The following is a 13,618-nucleotide window of genomic DNA, read 5'->3' as shown; positions in this document are numbered from 1 at the left end:
CCCCCGCCTCTTCAGCATGGATTCCGATTGGTCCTGGCCCAACGGTGGTATATACCGGGTCTGCGGATATCATGACGATTGAGCATCGGATAATCCTGGTTGTTTCAGGACGCCTTGTCTCTGGCTTTTATACCATGCCGTATCAGTCGCTGGCCGTCGTAAGGCCGCTGGATGCCAACGGTAAACAGATCACTTACGATGACCCGGGCTTTTTAGCCTCAGGGTCGATCAACGTGACGACGCATGGATGCAAGGTGACATCCGGAGCAACCAATGCTGTCGTGTTGCCCACCTTGATATCACATAGCCTGAAGTCGGTCGGCGCGGTGTCGGATGCATCGGCATCCTTCTCCATTGGGGTGAATTGCGATGGCAATGTGGGACTGTACGCGACACTCACGGATGCCTCGGATCCGACCAATACCAGCAATACGCTGAAGCTATCCGGCAATTCCACCGCAACCGGCGTGGGCATTCAAATGTTCCGCTCGGGCGAAACGACAGCGCTGGGGCTCGGCCCGGATTCGTCGGCGAAGGGAAACACCAACCAATGGAATGTCGGCAGCTCGTCGGCGTCGGGGGGCAACCTCAACATTCCCCTGACTGCCAAATATGTGAAGACCGATCCGAGCATCAAGCCAGGCACGGTTAGCGCGCGGAGCACGATTACGTTCTCGTATCAATAGCGTCAACCAGCATCAACCGGTTTCGGTTCGGCCTGCCCTGCCGCCCCCCGCTGACAACGACTTGAAGACATAAGGACTCTCCAATGAAGATGAAGATGAAGATGAATTCCCCGAGAAAATGGCAGTTATGGCAGCTTGCCTCGAAAGGCAACGGATACTGCGCGCTGGCTACCGCATCGCTGGCAAGCCTGCCGCCGCAAAAGCAGGACATGGCCCAGAGCATCGCGGCCAGGCTCTTGCCACGCGACCGCTACTCCGACGTCAAGGCGGCACTATTGGTCCTTGTCGCGATGGAGCTGGGCAACGAGTCGGGCGATAAGGTGCGCGATGCGGGCCGCCCGCAAGCCGCCGGCACCGCCGTGGGGCGGGCGCTGCACTACGTCTACGCGCCCTGGAGCCTGCAATTTGCCTATCGCCAGCTCAATCACACCGGCCCGGTGCCTTGCTGATGTAGTCGCTGCCGGTGCGGAAATGCACGGAGACGTACCCGCCGCCCCAGAGCCTCGCGCTGCCACGCGTACGACCATGTGCCGACCGTGTCAAGTCGTGCAGCCGCGACGGGCGGGATGCGACGTTAACGCGGGCATCTTGCCCAGGCAGAGATGGGAACATGCACCCGATGATGCATTCCGATGTTCGGATGGCATTGAGAACTTTGATGGATCCAACACGCATATGGTAAGTGGACTTCTTATGCTATTTAAAATGATTTCGGGTGCTCTGATCCTGGGCGTCATGTTTCTGTCTGAATCAGCGTTTGCTGGTTGTACGGTAAGGTCGCGTATGACTCCGTCGCCGGCGCTTCCGAGCACGATCAGCCATGTTCGAGATTCGTTAGCCCCAGGGATTCAGTTTCCGTCATCGACTGCCGGCGGCGCATATGCTGCAGATGTCGACAACGCCGACTGCAAGATCGACGCAATCGTCGTAACGCCGCTCGGGAAAGTCGTTCCGGGTGTGACGTATCAGAGCAAAACCGGCCCCGCCGCTGTATTTGAAACCGGAATTCCCGGCATAGGCTACGCACTGGAAACAGGAAATCTCAACTCGCCATTGGTGCCTATTGGGGCTGAGCCAACGGTGTTTCCGGCCGGGCCATTTGGCTCTAGCGGTTGGGGTTACTACCAGCTGGTGACGCTCGTCGTAACGGGGTCTGTCCCAACGGGAAACTATCGTGTCGCGGCTCAAACCACCTCGACCCTAGGCGCCATGCTGAATGGAACTGTCGTGTCGAATCGAGCGTCGATGGGTATATATGCATTGAACATCACCGTCACGGCAAAAGCATGCACGATCACGTCCGGCGCGACCAACACGGTCGTCATGCCGCAGTTGGTGACGTATAGCCTGAAAGCGGTAGGAGATGTCTCTGCCGCCAAGTCGGCGCCGTTTTCGTTGGGACTGAAATGCGATGCGGGCGTCAGTGTCTATGCAACCTTGACGGATGCGACCAATCCGGCAAATACCGGCAACATCCTTAGCCTGGCGAAGAATTCGACGGCAAGTGGCTTGGGTATTCAAATCATGAAGAAAGGTACGTCCATTCCGTTGAATTTTGGGCCGGATTCAGCGGCCAAGGGCAATACGAATCAGTGGCTGGTCGGTACATCGGCGGCATCTGGCAGTGTGATCTCGGTGCCCTTCGAAGCGCGCTATATCAAGACGGCGGAAACGATCAAGCCGGGTGCCATGAGCGCGCTCAGCACGATTACGTTCTCGTATCAGTAGCGAAATCCGGTTCTTTAAAGAGATACGCTGGATTTTTCGACCGACGCAGGAAACCCCAAGGAGGTCGTAGTGCCACGAAAGGATGGAAGCGCGGTTTTGTCGCCACAAGGCAATGTATGGCTTCGCGGCAGCCGGCTTTTATCTTTTCGTTTTTCGGCCGCGCAGGCGGCCTGAACGGTAACGGTTGGCGGCCAGTCTGTCGACTATCTGACGGCACAGTACATCCAGACCGCATCGAAGGTGACGCCGGGTATGCGAATGGCCTCGCTACGTTCACCATGCGTTACCCATCATCACGGCAAGCGGCAGTTGGCGGCCGCGCGGCCAATGGCCTCGCCCTACCACGCTACCGCTCACAACAATTTAAGAATAGCTGAAGGAACAATCGATCGGGAGCGTCTTGCCCGAATGCGGCATCGACCTGCCCTCGATACGCTAACGACGACGTATTTCCGTCGACGGCATGCATTTTAATACTCGTCCGATTTTAAACGGCCTGCTATCCCGATAGCATTCAGGATCAAGCCCGCACGTCCCGACAACGCAACGCATGATCCGAAAAATGGGGGCGGCACGGGGGAACAACGGTTTCCCTCGCTTACGGGATGGGAAAGGAAAGGGAAAATTCCTACTATGCAACAGCTCCATCAAATCCTGCGCGGCCTCGCCGCGCGCCTGATCCCGGCGATCGCTCTTGTGGTCGTCGCATCGATTTCGCCGAAAGCACTCGCGATCAACAGTGTCACGGCGTTCGGATCGACGCTTAACCTGCCGAACAACACGGCAACAGGCACCATCGTCAGTCGCTATCCGATTCCGTTGAGTCAACTCTGCGGCGCAGCATCGTCGTGCCGGATGTCTATTCTAACCTTGTATCCGTACGGCGGCCGTGATACTGCATCCGGACCGCTCATCCCGACCAACGTATCGGGCATCTCGGCTCGCCTGCTGGTCAACGGCCAGCCCGCCGGCGCGTTCATCAGCAGCGGTAACAACTACATCACCGTCAATTCACCACTTGAAGTGCAGCTGCTGCGCGACGGCCGCCCGCTGTCGGCTGGCAGCCTCGCGGGCGCAGCCGGCAACCCGGCCTATTTCGCTATCTGCATGGGCGACGTCGGCAGCCAAGCCTGCTCTGGGTCTAACAATGGTCTCTCGATCGCTCTGGCGGCCAGAGTCAGGCTGATCAACGGCAGCTGCTCGACGCCGGATCAAAGCGTCGCGCTGCCCAACGTGGTCTTGTACAAGTTCAAGGGCGTGGGATCGACCGGCGACCAGTCGAGCACGAAGGGCTTCGATCTTCGCTTCAACAACTGCCCGCCCGGCTTCGCGCGCGTCGGTTACACGCTCACCCCGATCGGCGGCCCGGCGCCCGCCTTCGCCGGCGCTCTTCCGGTCGCCGGCGGCTCGACGGCAAAGGGCGTGGCGATCCAGATCACTGGCACGAACGGCACGCCCGCGACGTTCAATCAACAGTTTCCGCTCAGCGCCTATAGCAGCTCGACCGGCGGCTCGTACACAGTCCCGATGAACGCGCGCTACATTCAAACCGAGGCGACGGTCACTACCGGCACGATCTCCGGCATGATGTCCGTGCTGGTGGATTACCAGTAAGCACGCACTGCCCGCGCCGCATGCCGTCGCGGCGACGGGCATTCCGCTATTTGAAGGCGTGATCGAGTCCGCCCGCGCTGCCGCCGTCCTCATCCGACGATGCGGCGATACGGCGCCACGCATCGGCCGTCGCGCCGAGTTTTCTTGCACATTTCGTCGCATTTTCAAACTTGTCCGATTGTCTTCGCTGCCCAAGACACTCAGAATCCTGTTACTTCGCTAACAACAGCAGCGACGCGCGACACAAGACACCAAACGCAACACACAGCGACTGCCACCCTGGCCCATCGAGCGGCTCAGGCATTGGCGGGCTGGCGTTTCCGCAATAAACCTGCGCCTGCGTTCCAGGCAACGCGCGCAGCATGGGCAGCATGAAATCCATCCGTATTATCGGCGGCGCAGTTGCGCTGCTCCTGCTTCGGTCCGCCGCGGCCACCGCACAGTCGCTGACGCCGCATGCGGCTGCCGAGACCACAGAAACGACACGCCGCCAGGCGCAGCAGGTCGACGAGGCGCTGACGCGCGCCGCGGCTGCGGAGCCGGTGCTGTCGGGCGGCGAGGCGTCTCTCCACGCGACACTTGTCTTTCCCGCCGAGTCGCCGTGCTTCAATATCTCGCGCCTTGAATGGAAGAACGCCGAAGCGTTCGCATGGCTCACGCGCGCCGTCCAGGTGCAGGACGTGTGCGTCGGGTCCGAGGGCATCACCCGCCTGCGCGACCATTTGCGCTACCTGCTCATCGAGCGTGGCTACGTCACCACGCAAGTGCTCATTGGCCAGCAAGACTTGCGCGCCGGCAAGCTGGAGATCGAGCTTGTGCCAGGGCGCATCGGCAGCGTCGCCGAGACCGGCGATGTCCCGGGCCACCGCCAGATGGCGATGCCGATGGCCGAAGGCGATGTGCTCAATCTCCGCGATCTCGACCAGACGCTGGAGAACATCCGCACCGTGGCCGGCGACGCCTCGGTACGGATGGTGATGGAGCCGGGCAAGGAGTTTGGCCAGACCGATCTCGCCATTCACCATGCGCCGGCGGTGCGCCGCTGGCGCGCCATCGTCACCGCCGACAACTCCGGCATCGACGCCACGGGCAAGAACCAGCTCGGCGGCGTGCTGGTGGTCGACTCGCCCTTGGGACTGTACGACCAGCTCATCGCCACCTACAACAACGACGCGCACTTCGGCAACCATACCGTGGGATCGCGCGCGATGGGCCTGCAATGGACGGTGCCGTATGGCTATGGCTCCTTCTGGCTGGGCGCGAACCAGTATGACTTTCTGCAGACGATCGCCACGACCGCCGGCAACCTGCCCTATACGGGCCGCACGCGCACGTTCGAGGTGGGCGCCAGCAACGTGGCTTACCGTACCGGCACCATGAAGGGCACGGTGCGCGCCAAGCTGTCGCGGCGCTCGGACGACGTCCGGCTTGGCGAATGGCCGATCGGCGTGCAAACGCGCGATATCACCAGCTACACACTCAGCTACTCCCACTATCAACGCGCGCGCCGCATGACGTTCACCGGCGGCCTCGGCCTGCGCGGGAGCATTCCTGCGTGGTCGGCCAACAGCGGCTATGTCAGCGGCAGAACGCAATGGAACGGCCGCTACAGCATCCTCAGCGCCAACGCGAGCGTCGACGCGCCCTTCTCTGTCGGCCGGCAACGGCTGGGCTACCGCGCCAGCATGAATGCGCAGGCTGCGCCGAATGCGATTCCAGCGACCGAAATGCTCTCGATCGGCAGCCGGTACAGCGTGCGCGGCTTCGATGGCTCGCGCACCCTGGTGGGACAAAGCGGATGGGTGCTGCGCAATGAAGTCGCGCTGGCGATCGGGAACACCGGGCAGGAAGCCTATGCCGCTGCCGACGCGGGCGCCGTGGGTGGCAGCGTGACGCGCGAACTCGCCGGGCGAACGCTCGTTGGCGCGGCGCTCGGGGTCCGGGGCGCGTACGGCAAGTTTGGCTACGACGTATCGGTCGGCATGCCGGTGGCCAAGCCGGCCGGGTTCGAGGCCGCCCGGGTGACGGTGGCCGTGCAGCTATCCATGAGGCTTTGAGATTGGGTTCGTACGGATTTGGGTGTCGTGTGTTGTCTGTCATTTGGGTACTGCATGCGGGTGCGGCGTTGCCGGAAGCAAAACGCTGTTTGGCTCCCCTCTCCCATGAAATGGGAGAGGGGAGCCACGGCAGCGCTGGATTTGACGCCCCGCGCTGCATCGACCCACACCAAGGCGGGATGAACTGAAATTGCATTGATCCACAACCTGACGGAGGAAGCCAACCACAGCCATCACTGAATCTCCAAGACCCTGACCCGGCATGCCCGCCCCCAATCGGCACGGATCTCCGTATGCCGGCGGCCTGCCGTCTCTCACTTTACTTTCCATGGCACAAATGATGAAAAAGACATCCATGATCACCCGCCCGCCCAGCTGCAGCATCCTGCTGCGCGCACTGTTGCTGGCCGTCCCGGCGCTTCACGCCTCCATCGCTTCCGCACAGATCAGCGCGGCACCTGGCGGCCCGGCAATCGGCGCGACCGCCAATGGCGTGCCGCTCGTGCAGATCAACACGCCGAACGCCGCCGGCGTATCGCACAACCAGTTCCAGAACTACAACGTGGGCGCCAATGGCCTGGTGCTCAACAACAGCGCCAACGGTGCCGCCACGCAGATCGGCGGCAACGTCGCGGGCAATGCCGCGCTCGCCAATGGCGCCGCCAGCGTCATCCTGAACGAGGTGGTCGGCAGCTCCCGCACCATGTTGAACGGCGCCACGGAAATCGCCGGGCAACGCGCCGCGCTGATCGTCGCCAACCCGAACGGCATCACCGTCGATGGCGGCAGCGTGCTGAACGCTTCCCGCGTCACGCTGACCACGGGCACCCCGACGCTTACCAGCGGCGGCTCCGTGTCCGGCTTCGTGGTGGATGGCGGCGACATCGCCATCACCGGCAGGGGGTTCGATGCCAGCACGGTGGACAAGGTCGACCTGCTGTCGCGCTCCATGAAGATCGACGCGGCGGTCCGTGCCAAGGACCTGATCCGCGCCGTGGCGGGCCGCAACGATATCGCCTATGACGGCGACCGTGTCGATGCCGTGGAAACCAAGGGCACCGATCACGTGCCAGTGCACGCGATCGACGTGGCCGCACTCGGCGGCATGTACGCGAACGCCATTTCGCTGCGGAGCACCGAAGGTGGCGCTGGCGTCAACATCGCAGGCAAGGTGCAGGCGCTCACGGGCGACCTGAAGATCGAGAAGACCGGCCTGGTCATCACGACGCCGGATCAGAACGGTGAGAAGGCCAGCGGTGAGAAGGTCGGCGACGACAAGGCCGCCAGCGAAGCGGTCAGCACCGAAGTCGCGCCTGGCTTCGTCGTAGCCGAGAAGGCCACCGAGGACAAGATCAGCGTACAGTCCGGCGCGCAACTGCTGGCGGCGGGCGCCACCGATATCCGTTCGAACAGCGTGGACAATGCCGGCGCAATCAGCGGCAAATCCGGCGTCTCGGTCAAGTCGGCGGTGCTGATCAATGACGGGACCATCGTGTCGGACGGTGACGTCACGCTGAACACGGCCACGCTGCAGAACAAGAAGACCATCAAGGCCGGCGGCGCGCTCACGGCCAATACGTCCACCATGGGCAATAGCGCCGACGGCACGATCGAATCGGAGCGAGACCTTTCGGTCAAGACCGCAACCTTGATCAACGATGGCGTGATCCGTACCAACGCCGGGAACCTCGACGTAGATGGCACCGCCACCAATAACAAGGGTACGCTCGCTAGCGCGGCTGGAACCACCAAGGTGAAGGCGACGACGTTCACGAACGCCGGCAAGATCACCGCGAGCCGGGACCTCTCGGTCAATACAACGACCGCCAGGAACGAAGGCACGCTGTCCAGCGAGCACGGCAACCTCGACTTCTCCAGCCTCACGTTCACCAACCTCAACCGCTTGTCGGCCAAAGAGGGCAAGGTGAAGGTGCAGTCGATGATCTACTCCAACGCCGGGACCATTGAGCAGGCCCAGGTGGTGGCGCAGGTCAAGCCTGTGGAGCCGGCGAAGCCCGTGGAGCAGGTCAAGCCCGTAGAGCCGGCGAAGCCTGTCGAGCAAGCCAAGCCTGTGGAGCCGGCCAAGCCTGTGGAGCAAGCCAAGCCCGTGGAGCAAGCCAAGCCCGTGGAGCCGGCGAAGCCTGTCGAGCAAGCCAAGCCCGTGGAACAAGCCAAGCCCGCGCAGGTCTTGCCGGCACAGGTCTGGCCCGGACAGCAGCAGTGGTCCGCTCAGCAGGTCTGGCCCGCCCAGCAGTGGACCGTCCAGCAGGTCTGGCCTGCGCAGCAGTGGTCCGCGCCGGTGCCGGTCGCTCGCCCCTGGTGGCAAGCGACGCCTGTCAGCTGGAATACGCGCTGGTATTGATGTGCTGAAGCGGTGCTGAAGGCATCCGCCGCATAACGCGACGCGGATGAACCAAGGCAAGGCGGGCGCCGTCCTGGTGCCCGCCTTTCGGGGCAGGCCGCATGGCAGCCTTGCTGCCCGTTCATTTGATCGCTGCGGCAACGAACAGGCGCGCTACAAGCGGCCTGCACAGTTTGTCTTCGTCGGATCTCAATCAGAAATTCAGGAATTCAGGAATGGCATGCACGCAGGCATCCGCTGCGTCGTGGCCGAGGGCCGAAGCACGTCAGCATGCTTCGATGCGATCCGCGCAGCCGACGCGTTGCGAAAGCCGCATTGGTTGACTTGGCTGACTTGGCTGACCTTCGCGACGCCAGCAAAAAAGCCCAGGCTGCCACGGGGATAACAGCCTGGGGTGCGATTGCGGGTTGGAGGGGGTCACCCACTCTGCAAAGGTAGAACATCGACACATAGGGGTATGCCGACAAACAAAAGTCTAACGAGGTTTCACGGTGCGGGAAATCGGATAAGTCTGATTTTTTCGGCGCGATGAATCGGATAAGTCCGAATTGATCAAGCCAGTAGAATTCCCATCCTCCTCTGTCCAGGCGCGCTTTGACGCCAAAAACGCGTAAATCGAGAGCCGATCCCGCCGTGTCGCAGAATCGGATTTGTCCGATTTTCATCTCATGTTAGCGATGCTAATATCGATACGCTGATCAGCTTCGCCCGGATAGGCCGGCAGCGTTGCGTCACTTTTGCGCTTCGGAGGTAAGCCTTGTCTGATTCCGTTATTCCTTCCCAACTCGATGTGCCACCACCATGGGGCACGCGCTTCGATATACGCGATACGCTTGCTGCGTACCGTGCCGAGGCCGTCAAAATGCATCTTGCGGCCACGGCCCCCACCCAGGCGCGGGCGTTGCGCCGCGCGCGGCTGCGCGGGCTGGCTGCCGGCACGGTGGGCTGCGGCATGGCCGCGGCGGCGGCGTGGCTGTTGGCGGCGTCGTTGACAGGCCCCGCGCCTACGCCCTTGCCTGCACCCTTGCCCGCATTCAAGCCTGTGGCCATGCCCGTGTCCTCGTCCGTGCCCTCGTCCGTGTCCTCACCTGCGCAATTGCCCGCACCAGATGCCGGGCTGCAAGCCGCGGTGGCCGAGCAGCCGGAAGCCGTGTTGGCCGCGGCTGACTCGCCGGCGCCCGCGGCTTCTCTCGCCGCCCCTCTGCGGGCTGAACATGCAACCGCAAGCGCGGCCGCCAGCGTAACGACCAGCCCCATCGCCGCTCCGGTCGAGCACGCCGCAGCCCGCAGGCATTCGTATGCCGAGCCGGTTCCTGCCAGGCAGGTGGCCGTGCGCAGCGCCAGGGCACCGGTACCTTATGACGCGGGCGATAGCGCTGACGATTACGCGGGCTATAGCGCCGGCTATAGGTTGGCTGTGCCGGCGTACGATGCCAGCTCGCGCCCGAGCGCCGTGGCCTATCTGCCGCCCGACTCGCATATCACGTTGCATGAGCACTCCCGGCTGATCGACGAGTAAGGCTGCCGCCTTCCACGCGGGCCGATTTCCTCTGCTCGATCGCGGTCGCCGTGGCCGAGAAACTGGCCGCGCGCCAAGTGAAACGCGTGTCGCTCCCGGCCAGCATCCCGACATTGGCTTTTCCAGGCGTCCGCCTCGATTTCGCTGTCGATTTCGCTTTCGGCTAGGCAACGCCCCGTGCCTGGAGCCCGCGCTGTGTCGTTGAGCACCATGCTTTTCGTACTTGTCTGATTCAAATCTGGCGAATGCGTATCTAGAATGGACCGGTCAATCAAACTCTCTCAACGCTCCCCTTCAACGCTTCCATACGCGCGTAATTATCTTCATTAGCCGATTCAGGTCTGGTGCATTTGGTATTGGGGTGGAGCAAGCCGGACACTCCGCCATGAAACTGCAACCGACTCGAATTTCCGTCGCCATCCTGACAGTGCTGTTCCCGGGCGTTCAGCTGGCCACGGCGGCGACGGCTTACCCCGGCATCGATCTTTCCACCCCCGATGGGGAAACCCGGGTGCTCGTCCCCGGTGACACGGTCACGCATGCGAACGCCGGCACGGCGGTCAATATCCGTGGCGCCAACAACGCCCTCTCGGGCAACGGCGTCAGCATCCAGTCCGGCATCGCAGGCACGAGCGCCGCCACGCAGGGCATCACCGTCAGCGCCGGCGGCACACTGGCACTGTCCGACAGCAACATCACCGCACTGGGCAGCCTCGACGCCAATGCCTTGGTCGTGCGCGATGCGGGCAGCAAGGCGACCCTGAACGACACGCGGATAAAGACCGAGGGTCGATGGTCCCACGGCGTGCAAGCCATCGACGGCGGGCGCATCGAGGTGACTGGCGGCTCGGTTTCCACCCAGGGAGACAACGCCCATGGCCTGAACGCAGCGGGTACGGACGCCATGATTACCGCCCACAAAACGCAAATCACCGTCCTTGGCGACGGCGCCTCGGCAGTCCACGCGGCGGATGGTGCAAACGTCGTCCTGGATCAGGCAAGGCTCAATGCCACTGCCACCACGCAATGGGGTGGCAAAGGCATCAGTGTCGACCGTGGTACCGTGACCGCAACCAACACCGATATCGTCTCGGTCCGCGGCACTGGCATTCACGCGTCCGGCGGCAGCGTCTCGTTCTCCAATGGCACCATCGACGCGTATCTCGACGGCGTGTATCTCACCAGGGCCAGCGGACCGGAATTCACCCCGTCCGAAGCCGTTTTGCGCGATGTGGTGGTGCATGCCGAGACGGGTTCCGGCATCGACGCAAACGCCGATGGCGTCCATGCCAGGCTGGAACGCGTGCAGATCAGCAGCAATGGTTCGGCCGTCGCTGGCATCCGGGCTCCGAGCGAGGGCGTTGTGGTGGCCAAGGACGTCTCCATCACGATGACCGGGGAAAGAGGCGTGGGCGTGGACAACCGAGCGAGCGCTGTCACCCTGGACGGCGGCTCGATCACGACGCATGGCGCCAGCGGGCACGGTATCTACGTGTCTGAACGCGATGGCGACAGCAGCGGGACGACCACCGCGCGCGGCGTCGCTGTCGAGACCTTCGGCAACGCTGCCATCGGTGTGATCTCGCGCGGGTCCGGGTCCAACGTCGTGCTGGAAGGTGGATCGGTCACCACCCACGGCCACACTGCCTACGGCCTGTTAGCCAACGGCGCACGCCTGGACGCAACAGGTACCATCGTGCGCACCGTTGGCGACTTCTCCCACGGGCTGATGATGGGCGACCAGGGCGCGCAGGTCAGCCTGGACCGCGTCGACATGCGCACCGGCGGCACAGGCGCCAATGGCATCCTGGCCTACTCGAACAAGCCTGGCGTCGACAACGCGATATCGATCCGCAACAGCCATATCGAGACCGAGAACGGCAATGGCATCACGGTCGAAGGCAGCGGCCTCGTCGCTAACCTGTCCGACACCACGATCATCGGCAGATCCCGCAGCGGCGATGGCGCCTTGTTGTACGTGGACGAACGGCAGCCCTCCTCGCCAGGCGGCGATGTGGTTGCCGCACGCGATGTGCAGCTCAACGCGCAGCGCAGCCACCTGGAGGGTGACGTGGTGCTCGACAGCGGGTCGGCCAGCGTGACCCTGCGCGACCACTCCGTGCTGACCGGCGCCCTGCTCAACAACGCCGGGCGGACGGTGGATACGCTGAGCATCGACGGCAGCAGCACCTGGCGCGTGCGCGGCAACTCGGCGGTGGCGCGCCTGGACAATGCGGGCACGGTGTCATTCGCCACCCCGGGCAGCGGTTTCAAGGTGCTGGACGTGACCGGCAACCTCAGCGGCGGCGGCCTGTTCGAAATGCGCACCGACCTGGGCGCAGGCCAGGGCGACCTGCTGCGCGTCGCCGGCACCGTCTCGGGCAATCACCGCGTGCTGGTCGCCAACAGCGGCGCCGAGCCGCTGGCTGGCGGCGGGTCCCTGAGGATCATCCAGAGCGAGGGCGGCCCGGGCTCGTTCGCGCTCGCCAACCGCGATCAATTGGTAGACGCCGGCACCTATCGCTACGCGCTGAAAAGCAGCGACACGGTCGGCGGGCGCGCCACCGACTGGAGCCTCGTCAACAGCGGCGACCTGTCGCCAGAAGCGGTGCCGGGGACCGAGCAGTCCCAGATTGCGCCGCCTGGCGCCGACGACCTTTCCACGGCCGCCAACGCCGCGATCAATACGTCCAGCGCCAGCACCGCGCACGCGATCTGGTATGCCGAAAAAGGCACGCTGGCCAGGCGCTTGGGTGAGTTGCGCCAGGGCAAGAACGAAGGTGGTGTCTGGGTGCGGGGTTTCGGCGAGCGCCAGAAGCTCGACAACCGCGGCGGCCGCTCGTTCGAGCAGACCGTGGGCGGCCTGGAGGTCGGCGCCGACAAGTACCTGCCGGTCGAAGGCGGGCGCTAGTACGTCGGCGGCATGACCGGATACAGTTCGACCGACCGCCGTTTTCGTGACGAAGGCACGGGCGGCGCCGATAGCTACCACCTCGGCGGCTACGCCACCTGGCTGGCCGATGCCGGCTGGTACGTCGACGGCGTGTTCAAGGCTAACAAAATCCAGCAGAACTTCGCGGTGGTGGCGACCGACGGCCAGTCGGTGAAGGCCGATTCCCACCAGAACGCCATCGGCGTGTCGGTGGAAGCCGGCCGCCAGGTGCCGTTCGGCTTCGGCTGGTTCGTCGAGCCTCAGGTGGAGCTGTCGATGCTCCGCGCCAGCGGCGCCAGCTACCGCGCCAGCAACGGTCTGCAGGTCGATGCCGACAGCGGCAATTCGATGCGCTTGCGCGTTGGTTCCCTGCTCGGCCGCCGCATTGCATTTGCCAATGGCAACACCGTGCAGCCCTACGTCAAGGTGAGCCTGTCGCAGGAGCTTGACGGCAAGAGCACGGTACGCACCAACGGCGTGGCTACCCGGACCGACCTGTCCGGCGGCCTTGCCGAGCTGGGCGTGGGCGTTGCTGCGTCACTGGGCACGAACCACCGCCTGTACGCCGACTACGAGTACGCAAGCGGCGCAAGGCTGGACAGACCGTGGATGGTCAGCATGGGCTACAGGTACAGCTGGTGATCCCGGCCCGAAAAACCAAACCCAAACCCAAACCCGGACCCAAGCTCATATCGGGCCAATACGCCGACAAGGAAGAAA

Annotated in this window: 8 protein-coding genes and 1 pseudogene; all 9 read left to right on the top strand. The window is 63.4% G+C overall.

The features are described from left to right. Positions 1 to 686, top strand: a 686-nt coding sequence (locus A9975_RS09710) for a fimbrial protein (RefSeq protein ID WP_220810685.1), incomplete at its 5' end; no start/stop codon positions are given. A 95-nt stretch (positions 687 to 781) separates the two neighbouring features. After that, positions 782 to 1,135 (top strand): hypothetical protein, encoded by a 354-nt coding sequence (locus tag A9975_RS09705; RefSeq protein ID WP_183032503.1) that lies wholly within the window; start codon positions 782 to 784, stop codon positions 1,133 to 1,135. 244 nt (positions 1,136 to 1,379) lie between these two features. Next, the gene (locus tag A9975_RS09700; RefSeq protein WP_183032502.1) at positions 1,380 to 2,414 is read left to right on the top strand and encodes a fimbrial protein; all 1,035 of its coding nucleotides are present in this window, start codon (positions 1,380 to 1,382) and stop codon (positions 2,412 to 2,414) included. Positions 2,415 to 3,047: 633 nt separating this feature from the next. Next, entirely contained in the window at positions 3,048 to 4,028 is a 981-nt protein-coding gene (locus A9975_RS09695) for a fimbrial protein (RefSeq protein ID WP_183032501.1), read from the top strand. Positions 4,029 to 4,399: 371 nt separating this feature from the next. Then, positions 4,400 to 6,085, top strand: coding sequence for a ShlB/FhaC/HecB family hemolysin secretion/activation protein (locus tag A9975_RS09690; RefSeq protein ID WP_183032500.1), 1,686 nt, complete (start codon positions 4,400 to 4,402; stop codon positions 6,083 to 6,085). A 355-nt stretch (positions 6,086 to 6,440) separates the two neighbouring features. Further along, positions 6,441 to 8,447: a filamentous hemagglutinin N-terminal domain-containing protein gene (locus A9975_RS09685; protein WP_183032499.1), complete on the top strand. Its 2,007-nt coding sequence runs from the start codon at positions 6,441 to 6,443 to the stop codon at positions 8,445 to 8,447. 46 nt (positions 8,448 to 8,493) lie between these two features. Beyond that, positions 8,494 to 8,832 (top strand): hypothetical protein, encoded by a 339-nt coding sequence (locus tag A9975_RS09680; RefSeq protein WP_183032498.1) that lies wholly within the window; start codon positions 8,494 to 8,496, stop codon positions 8,830 to 8,832. 372 nt (positions 8,833 to 9,204) lie between these two features. Continuing rightward, positions 9,205 to 9,966, top strand: coding sequence for a hypothetical protein (locus A9975_RS09675; RefSeq protein ID WP_183032497.1), 762 nt, complete (start codon positions 9,205 to 9,207; stop codon positions 9,964 to 9,966). Positions 9,967 to 10,351: 385 nt separating this feature from the next. After that, a pseudogene (locus A9975_RS38525) lies at positions 10,352 to 13,540 on the top strand (autotransporter outer membrane beta-barrel domain-containing protein). The last annotated feature ends 78 nt before the right edge of the window (positions 13,541 to 13,618 follow it).

This window comes from Cupriavidus sp. UME77 (assembly GCF_014170355.1).
Taxonomy (GTDB): domain Bacteria; phylum Pseudomonadota; class Gammaproteobacteria; order Burkholderiales; family Burkholderiaceae; genus Cupriavidus; species Cupriavidus basilensis.
The sequence above is the reverse complement of the archived record's forward strand: the minus strand, read 5'-3'. Positions and strand labels throughout refer to the sequence as shown.

Excerpts from the sequence above, each read along its gene's own strand:
- A9975_RS09705 (WP_183032503.1), top strand. The coding sequence starts at position 782 with ATGAAGATGAATTCCCCGAGAAAATGGCAGTTATGGCAGCTTGCCTCG.
- A9975_RS09700 (WP_183032502.1), top strand. The coding sequence starts at position 1,380 with ATGCTATTTAAAATGATTTCGGGTGCTCTGATCCTGGGCGTCATGTTT.
- A9975_RS09695 (WP_183032501.1), top strand. The coding sequence starts at position 3,048 with ATGCAACAGCTCCATCAAATCCTGCGCGGCCTCGCCGCGCGCCTGATC.
- A9975_RS09690 (WP_183032500.1), top strand. The coding sequence starts at position 4,400 with ATGAAATCCATCCGTATTATCGGCGGCGCAGTTGCGCTGCTCCTGCTT.
- A9975_RS09685 (WP_183032499.1), top strand. The coding sequence starts at position 6,441 with ATGATCACCCGCCCGCCCAGCTGCAGCATCCTGCTGCGCGCACTGTTG.
- A9975_RS09680 (WP_183032498.1), top strand. The coding sequence starts at position 8,494 with ATGAACCAAGGCAAGGCGGGCGCCGTCCTGGTGCCCGCCTTTCGGGGC.